Origin of the sequence: Bacteroides neonati (assembly GCF_000499785.1) — a bacterium.
GTDB lineage: Bacteria > Bacteroidota > Bacteroidia > Bacteroidales > Bacteroidaceae > Bacteroides > Bacteroides neonati.
Genome location: NZ_HG726020.1, coordinates 763910 through 782127, shown reverse-complemented (window position 1 = coordinate 782127; position 18218 = coordinate 763910). Strand labels below are relative to the sequence as shown.

At 47.2% G+C, this 18218-nt stretch carries 18 protein-coding genes, 1 tRNA gene and 1 pseudogene; 7 read left to right on the top strand and 13 right to left on the bottom strand.

Features of this window, described 5'->3' with window-relative positions; all coding sequences use genetic code 11:
• Positions 1-53: 53 nt before the first annotated feature.
• The 3 genes from TY03_RS06320 to TY03_RS06310 all read right to left on the bottom strand — a co-directional run bounded on the left by TY03_RS06320 (position 54) and on the right by TY03_RS06310 (position 1152).
• Positions 54-126 (bottom strand) — tRNA-Trp (locus TY03_RS06320).
• A 65-nt stretch (positions 127-191) separates the two neighbouring features.
• Entirely contained in the window at positions 192-545 is a 354-nt protein-coding gene (locus tag TY03_RS06315) for an arsenate reductase family protein (protein WP_042368325.1), read from the bottom strand.
• Between the two features lie 22 nt (positions 546-567).
• Positions 568-1152 carry a uracil-DNA glycosylase family protein gene (locus TY03_RS06310; protein ID WP_042368323.1) on the bottom strand — a complete coding sequence of 195 codons (585 nt, stop codon included), beginning with the start codon at positions 1150-1152 and terminating at the stop codon, positions 568-570.
• Between the two features lie 87 nt (positions 1153-1239).
• Here TY03_RS06310 and TY03_RS06305 point away from each other — a divergent pair, with 87 nt between their 5' ends.
• Together TY03_RS06305 and TY03_RS06300 are read left to right on the top strand one after the other, a co-directional pair.
• Positions 1240-1941 carry a nucleoside-specific channel-forming Tsx family protein gene (locus TY03_RS06305; RefSeq protein WP_042368321.1) on the top strand — a complete coding sequence of 234 codons (702 nt, stop codon included), beginning with the start codon at positions 1240-1242 and terminating at the stop codon, positions 1939-1941.
• Between the two features lie 7 nt (positions 1942-1948).
• Positions 1949-3271, top strand: coding sequence for a nucleobase:cation symporter-2 family protein (locus TY03_RS06300; protein WP_042368318.1), 1323 nt, complete (start codon positions 1949-1951; stop codon positions 3269-3271).
• A 93-nt stretch (positions 3272-3364) separates the two neighbouring features.
• On the opposite strand, the gene tatC is transcribed toward TY03_RS06300, so the two are convergent.
• The 6 genes from tatC to TY03_RS06270 form a co-directional block, all read right to left on the bottom strand.
• Positions 3365-4153 carry a twin-arginine translocase subunit TatC gene (tatC, locus tag TY03_RS06295; protein WP_042368316.1) on the bottom strand — a complete coding sequence of 263 codons (789 nt, stop codon included), beginning with the start codon at positions 4151-4153 and terminating at the stop codon, positions 3365-3367.
• 3 nt (positions 4154-4156) lie between these two features.
• Positions 4157-4408, bottom strand: coding sequence for a Sec-independent protein translocase subunit TatA/TatB (locus TY03_RS06290; RefSeq protein ID WP_042368314.1), 252 nt, complete (start codon positions 4406-4408; stop codon positions 4157-4159).
• Between the two features lie 74 nt (positions 4409-4482).
• Complete coding sequence (locus TY03_RS06285; RefSeq protein ID WP_042368313.1) at positions 4483-6966, bottom strand: bifunctional UDP-N-acetylmuramoyl-tripeptide:D-alanyl-D-alanine ligase/alanine racemase; 2484 nt, start codon at positions 6964-6966, stop codon at positions 4483-4485.
• Positions 6945-7934 carry a GSCFA domain-containing protein gene (locus tag TY03_RS06280; protein WP_042368312.1) on the bottom strand — a complete coding sequence of 330 codons (990 nt, stop codon included), beginning with the start codon at positions 7932-7934 and terminating at the stop codon, positions 6945-6947. Before TY03_RS06280 ends, TY03_RS06285 begins: the two co-directional genes overlap by 22 nt.
• A complete protein-coding gene (locus tag TY03_RS06275; protein ID WP_042368311.1) occupies positions 7931-10024 on the bottom strand; it encodes a KamA family radical SAM protein in 2094 nt (697 codons plus the stop codon). Before TY03_RS06275 ends, TY03_RS06280 begins: the two co-directional genes overlap by 4 nt.
• Positions 10025-10173: 149 nt before the next feature.
• Entirely contained in the window at positions 10174-10803 is a 630-nt protein-coding gene (locus tag TY03_RS06270) for a hypothetical protein (protein ID WP_042368310.1), read from the bottom strand.
• A gap of 484 nt (positions 10804-11287) precedes the next feature.
• On the opposite strand from TY03_RS06270, the gene TY03_RS06265 reads away from it, so the two are divergent.
• The 3 genes from TY03_RS06265 to TY03_RS06255 are packed head-to-tail and all read left to right on the top strand — an operon-like array spanning position 11288 to position 13557.
• Positions 11288-11464, top strand: coding sequence for a histone H1 (locus tag TY03_RS06265; RefSeq protein WP_042368308.1), 177 nt, complete (start codon positions 11288-11290; stop codon positions 11462-11464).
• Positions 11465-11521: 57 nt separating this feature from the next.
• Positions 11522-12787, top strand: a complete 1266-nt coding sequence (locus TY03_RS06260; protein ID WP_042368305.1) for a putative DNA modification/repair radical SAM protein — start codon at positions 11522-11524, stop codon at positions 12785-12787.
• A complete protein-coding gene (locus tag TY03_RS06255) occupies positions 12784-13557 on the top strand; it encodes a TIGR03915 family putative DNA repair protein (RefSeq protein WP_042368304.1) in 774 nt (257 codons plus the stop codon). The genes TY03_RS06260 and TY03_RS06255 overlap by 4 nt, the downstream gene beginning before the upstream one ends.
• A 61-nt stretch (positions 13558-13618) precedes the next feature.
• Here TY03_RS06255 and TY03_RS06250 read toward each other — a convergent pair whose 3' ends face one another.
• Both TY03_RS06250 and TY03_RS06245 read right to left on the bottom strand, forming a co-directional pair.
• Positions 13619-14452, bottom strand: a complete 834-nt coding sequence (locus TY03_RS06250) for an ion transporter (RefSeq protein ID WP_042369227.1) — start codon at positions 14450-14452, stop codon at positions 13619-13621.
• A gap of 61 nt (positions 14453-14513) precedes the next feature.
• Positions 14514-15491, bottom strand: coding sequence for a lytic transglycosylase domain-containing protein (locus TY03_RS06245; protein ID WP_042368303.1), 978 nt, complete (start codon positions 15489-15491; stop codon positions 14514-14516).
• Positions 15492-15610: 119 nt separating this feature from the next.
• On the opposite strand from TY03_RS06245, the pseudogene TY03_RS06240 reads away from it, so the two are divergent.
• Positions 15611-16456, top strand: a pseudogene (locus TY03_RS06240) (TIGR01777 family oxidoreductase); the annotation flags it as partial.
• Between the two features lie 77 nt (positions 16457-16533).
• Positions 16534-16806 carry a GNAT family N-acetyltransferase gene (locus TY03_RS06235; RefSeq protein WP_042368301.1) on the top strand — a complete coding sequence of 91 codons (273 nt, stop codon included), beginning with the start codon at positions 16534-16536 and terminating at the stop codon, positions 16804-16806.
• Positions 16807-16813: 7 nt separating this feature from the next.
• Here the strand turns inward: TY03_RS06235 and TY03_RS06230 are convergent, their stop codons facing one another.
• On the bottom strand, positions 16814-17554 hold the full coding sequence (locus tag TY03_RS06230) for an SDR family NAD(P)-dependent oxidoreductase (RefSeq protein WP_042368300.1): 741 nt from the start codon (positions 17552-17554) through the stop codon (positions 16814-16816).
• A 10-nt stretch (positions 17555-17564) separates the two neighbouring features.
• Positions 17565-17966: an FKBP-type peptidyl-prolyl cis-trans isomerase gene (locus TY03_RS06225; RefSeq protein ID WP_042368298.1), complete on the bottom strand. Its 402-nt coding sequence runs from the start codon at positions 17964-17966 to the stop codon at positions 17565-17567.
• Positions 17967-18218: the final 252 nt, after the last annotated feature.

The window sequence follows — 18218 nt, the reverse complement described above, 5'->3', positions numbered from 1 at the left end:
GTTGATCGGATAAAGAAAGAGCGCTATAAATCGATGATTTATAGCGCTCTTTGCACGGGAGGAGAGGCTCGAACTCCCGACACCCGGTTTTGGAGACCGGTGCTCTACCAACTGAGCTACTCCCGTAATTGCGGGTGCAAAGGTAATAGAACTTTTCGAACTTCCAAGAACTTTCGTAAAGAAATGATTAATTATTTTAATCTTTCCCATTCATCGGCCTTAAAGCCTACAAGCACTTGCTTGTCGGTAACCAGCAGAGGACGCTTCACCAGTTTACCATTGGTGGCAAGTAAAGCTATTTGCTCTTCGTCGCTCATCGAAGATAGCTTTTCGCTGAGCTTTAGCTCTTTATATACCACGCCGCTGGTATTGAAGAAACGCTTAATCGGGAGTCCGCTTTGTGAAATCCATTGGGTTAGCTCCGCTACGGTGGGACGATCTTCGACGATGAGGCGGTTCGTGTACTCCATGTTGTTTTCCGTCAGCCATTTCTTTGCTTTCTGGCAAGTACTACAGGCTGGATATTGCAAAAAGATTGGTTTCATCTGTTTGTATTTTAAAAGTGTATCAAAGCATTTGTAAATCCTGAAACATGATGCGATAAGCAGCCGCTTTCTTGACCAATGCCAATGGATAGGCACGCGACGAAGAGGGCATACGATAGAGCCTCATGGCACGACCTTCGAAAACGAATTCGCTAAAGTCGCCTACCTTGGGTTCGGCAACAGATAGTTGTTGCCGCAAAGTGTCGGTTGCCTTCTGTCCCGTAGTCACGATGGCTTTGCATTGCGGAAGCTCGTGAAGTAACCGGGCGATATCGGTCGGTTCTACTACTTCGAGAAACTTATCCGAAGCATTGTCCTGTAAGCGGCGAATTGAAGTGGCGGTGTCGAATATAGCAATGCCCCGTTGTTCGAGAAAATGTATGATGGGATCGGCACAAAAGGCTTTGCGGCTCTCGTTGAGAAAGTAATCTTTATTGTCGAAGAATAGCATCCCGACAATGCGCCACATATCATTGTTTAAGTTTGGATAGTAAAAGTCCATCGACCATCTTTTCTTTTGTGGTGGAAAACTACCCAGCATCAATAGTTTAGCTTGAGCAGGCAAAAAGGGGGCTAACGGATGCTTTTCAACTAACGGCTGTTCCATAATCTCAGTTCTTTTTCGTGCAAATATCGCGATTTATTAAATTAATTAACTATTTTCGCACCCTTAATTTATTATAAACATTGAACTATGAGACGAATTACACTTCTATTTCTTCTACTTCTAACCGCTACAGTGGCTCTACACGCACAAAACATTCAGTTACACTATGATTTCGGACGCTCTCTTTACGATAAAGACATGGTGGCTCGTCCGCACTTTACTACTACCGTAGAGAAGTTTCAGCCCGATAACTGGGGTAGTACCTTCTTCTTTGTCGATATGGATTATAATTCCAACGGTGTAGAGCAGGCTTACTGGGAAATAAGCCGTGAACTTCAGTTCTGGAAAGCTCCTTTTTCTATTCACCTTGAGTACAATGGCGGGCTTGCCAAACAGTATTCGATCAACAATGCGTACTTGGCAGGTCTTACCTATACGTATAATAATGCGAACTTCTCGCGTGGCTTCTCGCTCAGTGCCATGTATAAATATATCCAGAAAAACCAATCGCCTAATAACTTTCAGTTAACCGCTACCTGGTATATGAATATGTGCAATAACCTCTATACCTTCTCCGGATTTGCCGATTATTGGAGAGAGAAAACTTGGTTTGGTTCTACAATGACGTTTATGGCCGAGCCTCAGTTCTGGGTGAACCTAAACCGTTTGAAAGGTGTTAATGAAAAGTTCAACCTGAGCGTAGGTACTGAACTCGAAATTACCGATAACTTTTACAAAGGACGTGCGTTTGTTACTCCGACTCTGGCACTTAAATGGACGCTAAATTAAGAATCGGATGAAAACAGATTTGATTTACGGTATCGAAGACCGTCCGCCGTTTAAAGATGCTTTCTTTGCTGCCTTGCAGCATTTGCTGGCTATCTTTGTGGCTATTATTACCCCACCGCTGATTATTGCCGGAGCGTTAAAGCTCGATGTGGAGAAAACCGGATTTCTCGTTTCTATGTCTCTTTTTGCCTCCGGTGTGTCTACCTTTATCCAGTGCCGCCGCATCGGTCCCATTGGTGCGAAACTGCTCTGTATTCAAGGTACCAGTTTCTCTTTCATCGGCCCGATTATTGCTACGGGCATGGTTGGTGGCCTACCACTTATCTTTGGTGTGTGTATGGCTGCTGCTCCCATCGAGATGATTATCAGCCGCACCTTTCGCTATATGCGCAATATTATTACCCCTTTGGTATCGGGTATTGTGGTGCTGCTTATCGGCTTGAGTCTGATTAAAGTAGGTATCGTTTCTTGTGCAGGTGGGTTTGGCGCGATGGACAACGGAACGTTTGGCTCGTGGGAGAACCTCTCTATTGCCGGATCGGTTCTGCTGAGTGTGCTTTTCTTTAACCGTTGCAGTAACAAATATCTGCGTATGAGTTCCATCGTATTGGGTCTTTGTTTGGGCTATGCATTGGCTTTTACACTGGGCAAAGTCGATATGAGTGCCTTGAACCCGAGTATGTTGATGAGTTTCAACATTCCCCAACCCTTTAAGTACGGGCTCGACTTTAATATCTCTTCGTTCATTGCCATCGGTCTGGTGTATCTGATTACAGCCATCGAGGCCACAGGTGATGTAACTGCCAACTCTATGATTTCGGGATTGGATATTAAAGGAGAGAAGTATATGAAACGTGTATCGAGCGGTGTGTTGGCCGATGGATTTAACTCCTTACTGGCGGGAGTGTTCAACTCGTTCCCGAATTCTATCTTTGCGCAGAACAATGGTATTATTCAGCTTACCGGGGTGGCGAGCCGCTATGTAGGTTATTACATTGCTGCCATGTTGGTGTTGTTGGGACTGTTTCCGATTGTAGGTGCGGTCTTTTCATTGATGCCCGATCCGGTATTGGGCGGAGCCACATTGCTGATGTTCGGTACGGTAGCTGCTGCCGGTATTCGTATCATCTCTTCTCAAAACATAGGTCGCAAAGAGACGCTGGTATTGGCTGTAAGCCTTTCGCTTGGTTTGGGAGTTGAATTGATGCCCGATGTGTTGAAGAATGCTCCCGAGGCTATCCGCAGTATCTTTGCTTCGGGTATTACCACCGGTGGATTGACTGCCATCATTGCCAATGCAGTGATTCGGGTGAAAGAGGAAAATCAATAAGAACGTTTCGCTATACAGCGATAAAGATATGGCAGGAATGCAAACGGATGCAAACGGATGCAAACGGATGCCACACAAAAAAAGGAGAATGAATCATTCTCCTTTTTTTGTATCCTTAATCATCAGGATACTCATTTCGTAAAGCATATAGAGTGGTATGGCAACCACGCTAAGGGTAAAGGGATCGCCCGTTGGCGTAATAATGGCTGCTACAATTACAATGATCACAAGCGCATGCTTGCGGTATTTTTGGAGGATTGTTTTATTAACCAATCCCAGCAACGACAGTAACCACGTTACCAACGGCAATTCAAACGCCAATCCCATGCAAAGTACCAGCATCATGAAGTTGTCGATGTATGAGTTGAGCGAGATCACATTCTCTATCTCGGCACTGAGTTGATAGGTTGATAAGAAACGAAGAGTCAACGGATACACCATGAAGTAGCCCAGCAACACACCGATGAAAAACATAACCGTACCGATGGTTAGTGCCTTAGCCACTCCTCGCCGTTCTTTCGGATAGAGTGCCGGATTAATAAACCGCCATATTTCGAAAAAGATATAGGGCATAGCCGTTACTACCGACATCCAAAAAGCGGTGGACATGTGTATAAAGAAAGGAGCCGCCAGATTGATATTGATCAGCTTCACCTGAAACTCTTTGGTAAAGAACTCATCGGTCAGGTGTAGCTGCTCTCCGATGTATCTTAGCAGATCATAGAAGATAAAATCATTATGACAAGGCGCTAAGATCACACTGTCGAACAAATAAGGCATGGCGATGAAATAGCCGACGGCCAGTACAAACCATACCCCGATCACCCGGAAAAGCACCCGGCGCAATTCGTCCAGATGATCCCAGAAGGTCATTTCCGCCATCGTTTATTCTTTCTTTGCTGAGTCGGACTTAGTCGAATCGGTTTTGGTCGAATCGGCAGCATCCACCTCGTCTTTTGCTTTGTTGATTTCTTCTTTGGCTTCGTTTACACCGTCTTTGAAGCTTTTCACCCCTTTGCCGAGTCCCTTCATCAGTTCGGGGATCTTCTTACCTCCGAAAAGTAAGAGAATAAGCAAACCGATGATGATCCATTCGGAACCGCTGGGCAGGAAACCTAATAATAATAAGTTTGTCATAACGTTAAGTGTATAGTATAAGTAGTGGCAAAGATACGTATTTATTCTGAGCTTCTAAAATTTCTGTTTGGCTATCAATCTTGGTAATAAATCCGTTTTACGCGGGTCGATATGCTGGTAAGTACCTCGTAAGGAATCGTATCGAGTACATCGGAAAGAACGGTTATCGGCAGTTCATCGCCAAAGATGATCGCTTGATCACCTTCACGGCAGTCGATGTCGGTCACATCGATCATACAAACATCCATGCAGATGTTGCCTACGTAGCGCGCCTTCTCTCCATTGACCAGACAGTAGCCCCGGCCGCAGCCCAAGTGGCGATTCAACCCGTCGGCATACCCGATGGGGATGGCGGCAATACGCGAAGGGCGAATCAATTCTCCCTTGCGGCTATAGCCTACCGTATCATCTACCGGTACGTCACGTATCTGCAAGATGGTGGTGCGCAGGGTGCTTACGTTGTGGATTATCGAATTGTCTACCGGGTTGATGCCATAGAGTCCCAGCCCCAAACGAACCATGTCGAACTGTGCTTCGGGGAATCGCTGGATGCCTGCCGTATTGCATAAATGGCGCAGTATCTTATGCGAGAAAGCGGCTTGCAACTCCTCAGAGGCTTGCTTGAACACGCTTATCTGGTTTCGGGTGAATGCGTCGAACTGAACACCGTCACTACCCACAAAGTGCGAAAAGACCGAACGGGGAATGACTGAGTGCTGATTCTTGAGCTTACGAATGAGGTGCGACACCTCCGTTGGGTCAAAGCCCAAGCGGTGCATGCCTGTATCCAATTTCACGTGGATCGGGAAGTTCGTAATACCCTCTTTGGCTGCCGACTTAATCAGCGCATCGAGCAAGTGAAAGTTATACACCTCCGGCTCCAGTTTATAATCGAACATTGTTTTAAAAGCCGACAACTCCGGATTCATGATGATGATAGAGGCTGTGATACCGGCTTTGCGCAGTTCGGCACCTTCGTCGGCTACTGCCACAGCCAGATAGTCTACATGATGTTCCTGAAGAGTCTTGGCTATTTCATACGATCCGGCTCCATAGGCCGATGCTTTAACCATGCACACAATCTTCGTTTCGGGACGTAGCATGGAGCGGTAGTGGTTCAAGTTTTCGATCATCGCACCCAGATTCACTTCTAGAATGGTTTCGTGAACCTTTAGCTCCAATGCTTCAGACACCAAGTCGAAATGAAACGAGCGCGCTCCTTTGATCAGTATCACTTCGTTTTTGAGCTCCTTGCATACCTCCGATGCCAGAAAGCTTTCCGTATCGGGAAAGAAGTATTTCTCCACCTCCTCGAAGCGTGCTTCGCTCGATGATATTTCGTGCCCCACACCGATTAGCTTTTCGATACCGCGGTTTTGTACCAATTGGGCTACCTTGCGGTACAGTGCCGATGCGTTTTGTCCCGTTTCCAGCAGATCCGATAGAATCAAGGTACGCTTCAGTCCGTTCGATACAGAGCGGCGGTACAAAAAATCGAGTGCAATATCCAGCGAAGCCAAATCGGAATTATAGCTGTCGTTAATCAGTACGCAATTGTTCTTTCCCTCTTTTACCTCGAGACGCATAGCGATGGGTTCCAGTCGCACCATCCGTTCGCTGATCTGGTCGGCAGGAGTCATTAAGTACAGACACGCCGCCAGGCAGTTGAGCGAATTTTCAATCGAGGCATCGTCAATAAAAGGCAGACAGAAAGAGTTGTCCATGCCCAGGTAGCGGTAAGCGATTACGGTATGGTCTTCTTTTTTCAGCACCTTACTGATATACAGTGGGCGTTCGGCATCTCTACAGCTCCAAGCTATTTCACGAGCGGTGAGCATCGACTTGGCTACACAGTTGCAGATCATCTCATTGTCGCCATTGTAAATCACTACATCGCAGTTCTTAAACAAGCTGAGCTTCTCCATGCACTTCTCCTGCATCGAGAAGAAGTTTTCTTGATGTGCTCCGCCAATGTTGGTCAGGATACCGATGGTGGGTTTAATCATGTTTTGCAATGCACGCATTTCGCCCATTTCGGAGATACCCGCTTCGAAAATACCCAGTTCGGCATCCTCGCTCATCTGCCATACGGAGAGCGGAACGCCTATCTGTGAGTTGTAGCTACGTGGCGAGCGGGTTATGATGCGGTCGGGGCTTAGCAATTGGTGGAGCCACTCTTTGACGATGGTCTTTCCGTTGCTTCCGGTGATGCCGATTACCGGAATCTGGAAGCGGTCGCGGTGTTGCTCGGCTAGCTTCTGGAGTGCTTTCATCGGATGGGCAACGACGAGAAAGTTACAGTCGTCTTTTTGGTCGGTCGAAAGAGTCAATCTCGCCATGTCATCGGTAGAGACGACAAAGTTGCGTACTCCCCGGTCAAAGAGATCGGGAATGTATTGTGCTCCTTTATTTCGTTTGGTAGTAAGCGCAAAAAAGAGTGTTTCCTCGGGGAAACTAAGCGAACGGCTATCGGTTAGCAACCAGTTGATCGTGGCCGGACGGTCGCCCACACGGTGGGCAGCTATTAGTTGAGAAATTAGTTCAATGGTGTACGACATATCCTTATTAGTTCGTTTTCGAAATCTAAGTACGGGTATTTTTTGTTAAGTCGTTCTATTTTTAACACTATTTGTCCTAAAAATCTTTTATGCTCTTCGGAGCCCGGATGGAAGGGTTTGTGAGCTACTGCTTTACGAATGCTTTCACATTCCTCCATGATTCTTTTTGTTTCTTCGGTGAAGAAGGTTTCGGCAAATCGATCCCACAAATAGCGAACTGCCAACGGCGTGGGGTGAAGCAGGTCGTCGGCATAGAAACGATAGTCACGTAGTTCGTCGAGTACAATTTCGTATGAGGGGAAATAAAAAGTGCTCCGGGGGAAGATTGCTTGTAGCTTATCAATGGCCAGCAGCAGCGTTGCCTTACTTACCTGATTGGCATGTATGCCATCGCGTACGTGCCGGATGGGGCTCACTGTAAAAAGCACTTTAAGTTGCTTGCAGCGACTCAGCAACCCGTTCAGCAGTGTGGTGTATTCGCTTACGATTTCGTCTACCGTCAGGGCACGACGGGTAAACTCCTTTTCGGGCAGTTTGTGGCAATTGGCAACTACGCTGCCACTCACAGCCTGTTCGTATACATAAGCTGTGCCGAAGGTCAGCACCAGCCAGTCGGTATTTTCGAGTTGTCTGTGTGCCTGCTGCAATCGGCTGTTGATGCGTTCCAGCACCTCGGTCGGCGAGGAGGCAGAGAAAGCACCGTGGTGCATCGGGCTGTGCCAGCATCCACGATAAAAGAACAGATCGGATTCTTCATACACCCGCCCTGCTTGTATGTCGCGCAAAGCGCGGGCAATGGAGAGGGGGTTATACAGAATTCCAAAAGGGTTGATGTCGGTTCGGAATGCATTCTCGGAGAGTTGCTTGCCCATGTTCTCGGCAAAACACGACCCCAGCAGCAGCAACTGCTGGGCGTGTGTGATGGCGGGCAACCCTGCCGGAAGTTCGACGGGAGTGATTAGGTTCATATCTCGAGATTACTCATTTGGCGGGTTGTTTCGAACTCGAACTCGGGATATTCGTATAAGCTGAAGCGCGGTTCTGTTTCGCCTTCGGTATACGTCCAGAGGGTGGTGTAGTCTTCAAGGTCCTCGCCCATCTGCGACAGTTCGCGCAGATACGCTGCCAGCGACTTGTTCTCTACAATATAGATTTCGCCCATTTGGTCGATAATGGGGCTGTGGTTGCGGGTGGCATCGTGTTCGAAGCACAACACCCGTTTGCCTTTTTCGGTGATGCCGATCAGCTTGAACGTCATGCTCTTCCCGATAGCGGGAAGGTTCAGTACGCTGCGGTCGGTAGCCAGATAAGGCAGGTTGTGCTTCTTCATGAATCGGCGGATGTGTACGGCGGTATCCTCTCCCGTAGCTATGAGGCTTGACAACTCGGCGGCTTGTGTTGCCGACAAGGTTCCGTAAATCTTCTCCTCCTGTTGCTCCTGCATCGACCGGCTGTTGGGCGTAAACACCGCATGGTTTTCATCGAAACCCTTCACCGAGAAGGTATAGTAACAAAGCACGCCCAGCTTATTGAGCACCTGCCGCAACCGGTTGGTGTGTCCGCGGCGCGATGCGGCTACGGTATAGACCAATTGATTGGTGATAAGCCATCCGGCCGATAGAATCTTCCGGATCGCTTCTTCCGCCTCGGGCGTTACCTCGAGTGGCGTTTGGAAGTGTGTTTGGATGATAAACTGCTTCACCCCCACGGCCGAAGCCTTTTCTTTGAAATCGCGTAATATCTCGACCAGCTCGTCGTTGATACGCATGGGCAGGTAAGCCAATAGGCGCGAGCCCAACCGTACCCGTTGCAGTTCGGCATACTTTTCGCCTTCGGGGCGGTCGAGGTTGGCTTTTTGTTTGCGTACGGCCATGCGATATACCGCATCGAGCATATTGCGCAGGGTTTTGTTCTGACTCATCAGCGCATCGCCTCCTGTTATCAGAATGTCGCGCAACTGTGTGTCCTCTTCAAAATACGTCATCAATCGGCGCAGTTTCTTGTCCCACGACTCTTTGGGGCGCAATGAGTCGAACTCGAAGTTGAGCCGCTCGCTTTGGAAGTCGTACATACGCTGGCACGAAGCACATAGGCCGCCACAGGCACGCCCCATTGTATCGGGTATCAGGATGGCTACTTCCGGGTATCGGCGATGAATATTGTGTCCGTCGGGCAAGAGCCAGCCTGCCGCATTGGGTTTGCCGGGCTCTACAATGTCTTCTTTTTCCCAAGCACGGATCTGCCCGTAGGTTTCGACCAGATCGGGCGAGTAGAATATGTAGCTTCGAATGGCTTCATCGTTATAGCCTTCGTTGCTTACGTTGAGTAGCGACAGATAATAAGGAGTGGCAAAGAACGGCATTCCTTTTTTGCGGGCACGCGATAGCAGGTACATGGTTTCGGTCGACAGTGAGTTGCCCAGAAACCGGTTGAGCTCTGCAGGGCTTTTGATCGCCATGGCCAGGTGGAAACGGAAATCGTTCCACCATTCGCTTACCATCCGGTATTTCTCTTCGTAACTGATACCCTCGTCAAAGTGAAAGCGGGTGGCCGCGGCTTTGCGGGTTTCGATACGTTGTATCAATACATGAAGCATTCGCTCCTTGTTCTCCTCCCTGATTCGCACCACTTCTTTGTTCAGTCCGGTGGGCCAGCGTTCGGTGCGGTTCTTGATACGGTTGGGCGAAAGAGGAGTGGCTTCAGGTTGTTTCAGTCGCTTGAACTGATAGTATAGATCGATGAACAGATCGGTAGGCATATCCGTATCGGGCATTTGTCCGGTGATGAACTGACGGAGCAACGCCAACGTGCGTATCTCTATGTCTTCTCCTGTCGAGAGTTCGTGAATATACTGTCCATCGTAGCTGAGTAGCAATCGAATTTGCTTGTCTGCACTGCTTCCTGCCGAAGGTTGTGCGTCCAGATACTTGCTTATCCGGCTTTTGAAGTCGGCCTCGTCGAGGCTTTCTGCGGCCAGTGAAGTGAGCTCCGGAAGCTCTTGGCAATAAAGTTGTTTTAACTGTGAAAGTGTGATTGAAAGCATTTTCTTTTGTTTCATACGCGGTTGTTTTTGGAAGTTATACAAATCTATAGATGCTAAATATAGTAAAAAAAGCGGAGAACACAATTCTCCGCTTTATAAATCGTATCTCTTTTACGATTCTTTTTTTTTTATAACACTATCTGTTTCTGTTTTATAACGCTTGCCTATTTGGCGTTTTCGTCCTTCTGTTTCGGCTCTTTTTTTGCCAGGATAATGATGTTATATACGTATTCAGACATCCACTGTTCCGAGTAGCCCAAACGCTCTTTGTATTGGCGCACGGTCATAGCCGTTTTGTGTACATCGTCTTTTTTCCATACGGCTTTGGTACATACATCGTGCACGGTTTTCTCCGTCATCCCGCGAAGCGCTTTCTTAAAGAACGAGGGCATGCGAAATTTCCATTGCATGAGGTTGCCCATAAGCATCATCAAATCGCTCGAGAACCCTTGATACATGAACAGGTATGCTTGTACATCGTTTTGTGTCCGGCAGTTTTTCTTTACCGAAGCATCTATTTCTTTAAAAAAGGTGTCGCTCAAGCCATAATCCTGCATCAGCATTTTGCGCGAAGCCGACTTCTCGGCCATACCGAGCTTTCCACCTTGTGTGGGCACTTTAAACAGACGTTTGAAGTTAGCTACATCCGGAAGGAAACGGATGTTCGTGATACCTAAGTTTATAGCAATAACCGATTGGAAGTATACGCGTGTCAGCGAAACAAAATCCTCTACATTGCCAACAGCTTTTCCATCGTCGGTTTTCTTCTTGAATAAGTTAGTTAATAAGGACATATCTTATTAGTATGAATGATGAATTATAAATTATGATTGCAAAAGTAGTAAATATCTTGATTGTCACCAACTATTCCGCTTATTTCGGTGCGAAGTAGTACTCACAAACCAAAAAGTATTCCGAGCCATCTCTCTTTTATATATAGATGCAAAACGATTTTCGATTCATTATACCTATTATAAAGAATTGATTTTGGACGTCGCCTGTTTGTTAGATTGATAACTTTGATAAAAAAGAAGTATTTGGTGACAGACAGCCATTGTGTAAACGAACAACTTCGGATGTGTGGAGATATGCCTTAGATGGCTATTAACAAACGGTTTTATGCACGAAAATGTATAAAAAAGAGGATGAAAGACTTTAAATCATCTTTGTTTTGATTTATTTTAGCGGAATGGATCAAAAAAAACTTTCTTTTTATGTATTTATTTCAGGAAAGAATGTATTTTTGCCCATCATTATTAACGATAATAAAAAAGGATTATGAAAGAATTAGTAGAAAAATTGGCTGCTCTTTGTGCTGAATTCGCAAAAGACGCAAACGCTCAGGTTGAGAATGGTAATAAAGCTGCTGGAACTCGTGCTCGTAAGGTTTCTTTGGAAATTGAGAAAGCAATGAAGGAATTCCGCAAAGTATCTATCGAAGAGAGCAAGAAGTAAGCTGATTTTCGTAAAAGAATTTTGGAAACCACGCCTTCAGGTGTGGTTTTTTTGGCTATGGACGATCATGTATTAGAAAAACTGAAGATATTGGCCGAATCGGCTAAATACGATGTCTCCTGTGCATCGAGCGGAACGGTGCGCAGCAACAAGCCCGGTATGCTCGGCAATACAGTGGGAGGTTGGGGTATTTGCCATAGCTTTGCCGAAGATGGACGTTGTATCTCGCTGCTCAAGATCATGTTGACCAATTATTGCATATACGATTGTGCCTATTGCATCAACCGACGGAGCAATGATTTGCCGCGAGCTACTCTTTCGGTATCCGAATTGGTGAATCTGACCATTGAGTTCTACCGCCGCAACTACATCGAAGGGCTGTTTCTGAGCTCGGGCGTGGTGCGCAGCCCCGATTATACCATGGAGCGTTTGGTAAGGGTGATTAAAGATTTGCGCACGATACATCGGTTTAACGGATATATCCACTTGAAGAGCATCCCCGGTGCCAGCCGAGAATTGGTTAATGAAGCAGGACTCTACGCCGATCGTCTGAGTGTGAATGTCGAGATACCCAACGAAGCCAGCCTCAAGCGTCTTGCACCCGAGAAAGATCACCAAAGCGTGTTTGCCCCGATGCTTTATATTCAGCAAGGGGTGTTGGAGAGTAATGAAGAACGGAAGAAGTTTCGCTACGCCCCGCGTTTTGCTCCGGGCGGACAAAGCACCCAGATGATTGTAGGTGCTACCCCCGAAACGGACAAAGACATCCTCGGTCTGTCGTCCGCTCTCTATCAACGTCCTACCATGAAGCGTGTATACTACTCGGGCTATGTGTCGGTCAACGCCTACGATACCCGTCTGCCTGCTCTCAAACAACCTCCGCTGGTGCGCGAGAATCGCCTCTATCAGGCAGACTGGCTGATGCGTTTTTATCATTTTAAGGTAGATGAGATAGTCGATGATGCCTATCCCGACCTCGATCTGGAGATCGACCCGAAGCTGGCATGGGCGTTGCGTCATCCAGAGCAGTTTCCCATCGACATCAACCGGGCCGATTATGAAATGATACTGCGGGTGCCGGGCATCGGCGTAAAGTCGGCCAAACTGATCATTGCCTCCCGTCGCTACTCTCGCTTGGGCTTCTATCAACTAAAGAAGATAGGGGTGGTGATGAAAAAAGCGCAATACTTTATTACAACCAACGAACTCACCATGAAGACCATTCATGAGATGACTCCGCAAACGGTGCGCACCTTACTGTTGCCCAAGCCAACCAAGAAGAAAACAGATGAGAATCAATTGACTTTATTCTTTACCGATTGAATATATTTATTTACGACCGCACGTTCGAGGGTTTGCTTACGGCTGTATTCGATGCCTATTTTCGCAAAACCTTTCCCGATGCACTGCTATCGGAAGGAGAGCCTTTGCCGTTGTTTTACGATGAAGTGCTGACGGTGGTTACCGACGAGGAGAAGGCCGGGCGTGTGTGGCGTGGTTTGCAGAAGAAACTCTCGCCCTCGGCACTGGCCTGCATCACCCAAAGCTGGTTGTCGGAACTGCCCGAGGTGGCGATGATTCTTTTCCGTTACATACGCAAAGCGATCGACTCACCGGTTTCGATCGAAGTTAACTTTGGCGATCCCGATGTATTGCAGCTGGCTCAAATATGGAAGAAGGTAGATTGGGAGCGCGTACGCCTGCTTCAGTTTGTTCGTTTTCAAAAAGCTGCCGACGGCACTTTCTTTGCTGCCTACGAACCTCAGTACAATGCCCTTCCGTTGGTGATCGACCACTTTAAAGACAGGTTTGCCGATCAGAGATGGCTCATTTATGATATGAAGCGTCAATATGGTTTCTATTACGACCTGCGCCATGTAACCGAAGTAACCTTTGAGGATGGTAGCCCCGAAGCACATCTGATAACGGGCATGTTGAGCGAAAGTATGATGGATAAAGACGAACAGCTCTTTCAGCAACTCTGGAAAACTTATTTCAAATCAATCGCTATCAAAGAGCGGCTCAATCCGCGTAAGCATAAGCAAGACATGCCAGTGAGGTACTGGAAGTACTTGACCGAGAAACAAAAGTGATGCGATGGTCGGAACCTTTGGGGTGGATGGTCGGAACCTTTGAGGCAGATCGTCGGAACCTTTAACTTGGATGACTCTGGTGTTCGTTCAACTTGGTACCACAATACTTGCAATAGGCTGCCGTTTCTTCGTGTCCCGATTTATGACAATTGGGGCATTCCACATTTTGCTGCCTTCTATACTCTTTCATCATTGACACGGATACAATACCCGTAGGCACTGCTATAATGGTGTAACCCAGTAGCATGACAAAGGCCGACAACATCTTTCCCATCGGTGTAACCGGCGTAATATCGCCGTAACCTACCGTAGTCATCGTGACAATGGCCCAATAAATGCTGTTGGGTATGTTATCGAACTGAGAGTCGGGGCGCGAACCCTCGATCATATACATCAACGTACCGATCGATGTAACCAGAATAACCACGAAAAAGAAAAATACGGCGATTTTCTTACTGCTCTGCCGGAGTGCGCGCAACAACATTTGCCCCTCCATGAGAAAGTTGAATAATTTAAAAACACGAAACACCCTGATGAGTCTGAAGGCGCGTATGATAAGCAGGTGTCGCAAGCTCGGTACCAGAAAGACAAGGTAGAGCGGCAGTGTGGCCAGCAGGTCGATGATGCCGAAGAAGCTGAAAATATACTTTTTAGGATGTGGCGAACAGTAGACGCGAGTGAGGTATTCGAAGGTGAAAAATCCTGTAAATACATACTCCAGTATAATGAATGGCGTGGCGAGATAAGTCGGCAGCCCCGGCACGGTTTCGAGAATGACGATGGAGACACTAAACAAGATACAGCAGATAAGCAAAATATCAAATGCTTTGCCTGCTGGTGTATCCGATTCAAAAATAACGATGTATAGCTTGCGCTTTAATGCTTCGTTGTTCATAAACTGTTTGAGTCGCTTCTTCACGTTTGCTGCCTCCTTTCGTTCCTCTATCTATTGGTTATTAATCGATCACCCAACGCTTATCGTGGGCAATGGTTTTGAGCGGATCGTAATACATTCCGGCCTGTGTCGGTATGTGTAAAACATACGTCTTGCCGCTTTTGTTCTGTAGCGAAGGTTCGCGCAGCCACGCATTGGCATCGCGTAGTTGTGCGTAGGTGATACCCTGCTTTTCGGCATATTCGCTGAGGTTTTCGATGCTTGTCGTAACTTGTTGCTCGGTATAAGGAATGAGTGGATAAAGTTGCTCTTGCTTTAAGAGAAAACCGAAGCGTTGCGGACAAGAAAAGACCTCTTTAGCTGCCAGCAATCTGAACATGTAGCGAGAGGTTTCTTCGACCAACCACAAATCCATCGCATGATCGGCCAATTGCTTGTCGAGCTGTTTAGAGATACGCCCTTGACCGGCATTATAGGCTGCCGATACCGACATCCAGTCGCCATACTTGGCATAAGCCTGCTTGAAGTATTTGCAGGCGGCACGGGTCGACTTCTCTATGTGGTAACGCTCGTCGATGTTATCGTTTACCTCCAACCCCAACTCACGTGCCGTAGCCGGCATGATTTGCCAGAGCCCGGCTGCTCCGCTGGGCGATTTTGCCAGTACGTTGAGGCTGCTTTCGATCACCATCAGGTACTTAAAGTCGTCGGGGATGCCATTCTCTTTCAAGATGGGTTCGATAATCGGGAAGTAGCGGTTGGCGCGTTTCAGCATGAGTAGGGTACTCGAATGCATATAGGTGAACGATAGCAGTTCGCGATCCATGCGTTCGCGACGGTCGTAGCGACGTAGATCAATGGTGACGCCATCGAATGTCACCTCCTGGGGCACGCTGGGCGAGGTTACACAATAGGGAACTTCGGATTTGACGGACTGATGTTCGTTGACGCTAGTGTTGGCAAGCAACAGGGGTAGGGCAGCACCCATGGCTACTGCCAGACTGATGCTTACTAAGTAACTTATCTGCTTTTTCTTCATGCTTCTTATGTTAATCGATCGTGTTTAGGTGAGCAAAGATAGTTTCATTTCTTCGGTTGCAAAGAACTTTTTTACACTTTTATACGTTCTAATCTCATAATTATATAGTCCAAACGCCCATGAATATAGCTATTAGCGGTGCATCCGGATATATCGGTCAACACCTCACTGCCTTTCTTACCGCGATCGGTTATCGTGTTGTAGCATTGCCTCGCCGGCTTTTTCGGGAGGGGATGATTGGCGAACTGGTTCATGAGTTGTCGCATTGCGATGTTGTTATCAACCTGGCAGGTGCTCCGATCAATAAACGATGGACGTTGGAGTACCAACAGGAAATTATCAATAGCAGAGTTCAACTTACTCATCGTTTGGTACATGCACTCGATACGTTGAGGCAACCTCCCAAACTTTTTATTTCGACATCGGCCGTAGGGTATTATGCCGATAATATAGTTTCGGACGAGTATACCAATACCCGCGGAAGGGGATTCTTAGCCGATTTGTGTTATGCATGGGAGAAGGAGGCACGTCGCTGTCCGAGCCGCACGCGGTTAGTGATTACTCGTTTTGGACTGGTACTTTCGCCCGATGGGGGAGTGATGCAGCAGCTGCTTCGCCCTATCCAAAAGGCTCGTTTGGCAGTGGGGTTTGGTCCCGGTACACAGCCCTTTCCGTGGATTGATATGAACGATCTTTGCCGAGCCATGGCGTTTATTATAGAGAATGAGTCGGTGCAAGGGGTAGTGAATCTGGTATCTCCCCAGGAAATTACGCAACATGCTTTTGTGCGAGCTTTGGGAAAAGCCCATAAAGCGTTGGCAACGGTGCTGATTCCTGTCCGGTTTATCCGTATGTTAATGGGCGAATCGAGCACGATGCTTACTTCCGGACAGTACGTGCGCCCTACACGTATACTCGAAGCCGGTTTTCGCTTTATTACCCCCACAGTCGAGGATTTGTTTGAGGAAAACGAATTGAGGCAGACCGACCAAGCAAACTGAACCTATACTTATGAATCATTAAATAACTGGAGGATTTACTTATGGATTACGAAATAACTCATCAGCCCGAACAAAGCCTGTTTCAGACTCAAGTCGAGGGGCGTACGGCATTTGTGCAGTATCGTTTGATAGACGGAAGTTTGGATATCATTCACACCATCGTGCCTCGTCCGCTTGAGGGAAAGGGCATAGCTGCTGCGCTGGTAAAAGCGGCTTATGACTATGCGCTTGCTCAAGGATTAACACCGAGTGCTACCTGCTCGTATGCAGTTAAATGGCTCGAAAGACATCCGGTTAGTCAATTGCCGGTTTGATGGATGGTTAGCTCCTTACCGGCAATCGCTTCCACAGCCAGCCCGGAATCATTTTCCAAAAGAACACAAGAATCGCATAGCGCCAATCAATGACGGCTATGCGTTTTTTGTGATGTAATGCTTTCACGATTTTCGTTGCTACAACCGACGGGCTCATTAGCATCGGGTACTTACCGTCTTTCAGCAAGTCTGTCGACACAAAACCGGGACGTATATCGGTGAAGCAGATGGGCAGTTTTTGCAATCGCGCCAACTGTTCCAAGGCTTCTATATAGGTGTTCTGGTATCGTTTGGTGGCCGAATAGGCGGGAGCAACTCCGATCCCTTTGGTTCCTGCTATCGAGCTGATAACGGCCAAGTGCCCCCGGCCTTGCTTTTGAAAATACCGGAAGGCGGCAATCGTCATGCGAGTGAAACCCTCGACGTTGGTTTGTGCAGTTCTCAACTCGATATCGGCATCTAACTTCATGTTCTGGTATCCGATGCCCGAACTCAGCAGAAACAAATCCATTCCGCCCAGTTTATCGATGAGCTGCTGTAACTGTTCGGTAGCTTGTGGTTGGGTTACGTCCAATGCTTGTATCTCAATCCTTGTGCAGTCGGTCTTTTGCAGAGCTTCGAGCGCTTCTTGTCGCCGTCCGGCAATGCCTACCTTCCATCCTTGCTGCAACAGTTGCAGGGTTACCTCATACCCGATACCCGAAGTGGCACCGATGATAATGGCTCGTTTCGATTCTTGTACCTTCATAATTGCTTGTTTATTTGACTCCTTGCAGCTCTACTTCAAAGATGAGTGTGGAGTAGGCGGGGATATTGCCACATGCGCGTGTGCCGTAGCCTAATTCGTAGGGAATGTAAATCATCCAGCGCGATCCGTCGGGCATTGCTTTTAGGGCCTCTTGCCAACCTTCGATCACTTCGTTGACTCTGAATACTTCGGGGCGCTTGCGAGCGAATGAATTATCAAATTCCTTGCCATTAATCAAAGTTCCCCGGTAGTGCACCTTCACGGTGCTGCGAGCGGTGGGCATGGGACCATTACCTTTCAATATAACTTTGTACTGCACACCACACGGTAGTTCCATAATCCCTTCTTCTTGAAGATTTTCTTGCAGAAAGCGGATATTTGCTTCTTTGTATGCTTGATGTTTTAGGCTCATAATGATTTTTGAGTTTAATTTGATGGGGCAAATATACACAGAAAAAACGGTACTTCGATTCACATCGGAGCACCGTCACAACACAAACACAAAATAAAACACGACAAAACTACTATGTAATCTTTCCTATATATGTCGGGGAGACATATATGCCAGCTATGTATATTCACATACTCATATCTGTTTCAGTCCGATTTACACTATAATAAACGCATTAACTCGCTAATTGTTTTATGTAATTGCATTTATTTT

Excerpts from the sequence above, each read along its gene's own strand:
- TY03_RS06315 (WP_042368325.1), bottom strand. The coding sequence starts at position 545 with ATGAAACCAATCTTTTTGCAATATCCAGCCTGTAGTACTTGCCAGAAA.
- TY03_RS06310 (WP_042368323.1), bottom strand. The coding sequence starts at position 1,152 with ATGGAACAGCCGTTAGTTGAAAAGCATCCGTTAGCCCCCTTTTTGCCT.
- TY03_RS06305 (WP_042368321.1), top strand. The coding sequence starts at position 1,240 with ATGAGACGAATTACACTTCTATTTCTTCTACTTCTAACCGCTACAGTG.
- TY03_RS06300 (WP_042368318.1), top strand. The coding sequence starts at position 1,949 with ATGAAAACAGATTTGATTTACGGTATCGAAGACCGTCCGCCGTTTAAA.
- tatC (WP_042368316.1), bottom strand. The coding sequence starts at position 4,153 with ATGGCGGAAATGACCTTCTGGGATCATCTGGACGAATTGCGCCGGGTG.
- TY03_RS06290 (WP_042368314.1), bottom strand. The coding sequence starts at position 4,408 with ATGACAAACTTATTATTATTAGGTTTCCTGCCCAGCGGTTCCGAATGG.
- TY03_RS06285 (WP_042368313.1), bottom strand. The coding sequence starts at position 6,966 with ATGTCGTACACCATTGAACTAATTTCTCAACTAATAGCTGCCCACCGT.
- TY03_RS06280 (WP_042368312.1), bottom strand. The coding sequence starts at position 7,934 with ATGAACCTAATCACTCCCGTCGAACTTCCGGCAGGGTTGCCCGCCATC.
- TY03_RS06275 (WP_042368311.1), bottom strand. The coding sequence starts at position 10,024 with ATGAAACAAAAGAAAATGCTTTCAATCACACTTTCACAGTTAAAACAA.
- TY03_RS06270 (WP_042368310.1), bottom strand. The coding sequence starts at position 10,803 with ATGTCCTTATTAACTAACTTATTCAAGAAGAAAACCGACGATGGAAAA.
- TY03_RS06265 (WP_042368308.1), top strand. The coding sequence starts at position 11,288 with ATGAAAGAATTAGTAGAAAAATTGGCTGCTCTTTGTGCTGAATTCGCA.
- TY03_RS06260 (WP_042368305.1), top strand. The coding sequence starts at position 11,522 with ATGGACGATCATGTATTAGAAAAACTGAAGATATTGGCCGAATCGGCT.
- TY03_RS06250 (WP_042369227.1), bottom strand. The coding sequence starts at position 14,452 with ATGAACAACGAAGCATTAAAGCGCAAGCTATACATCGTTATTTTTGAA.
- TY03_RS06245 (WP_042368303.1), bottom strand. The coding sequence starts at position 15,491 with ATGAAGAAAAAGCAGATAAGTTACTTAGTAAGCATCAGTCTGGCAGTA.
- TY03_RS06235 (WP_042368301.1), top strand. The coding sequence starts at position 16,534 with ATGGATTACGAAATAACTCATCAGCCCGAACAAAGCCTGTTTCAGACT.
- TY03_RS06230 (WP_042368300.1), bottom strand. The coding sequence starts at position 17,554 with ATGAAGGTACAAGAATCGAAACGAGCCATTATCATCGGTGCCACTTCG.
- TY03_RS06225 (WP_042368298.1), bottom strand. The coding sequence starts at position 17,966 with ATGAGCCTAAAACATCAAGCATACAAAGAAGCAAATATCCGCTTTCTG.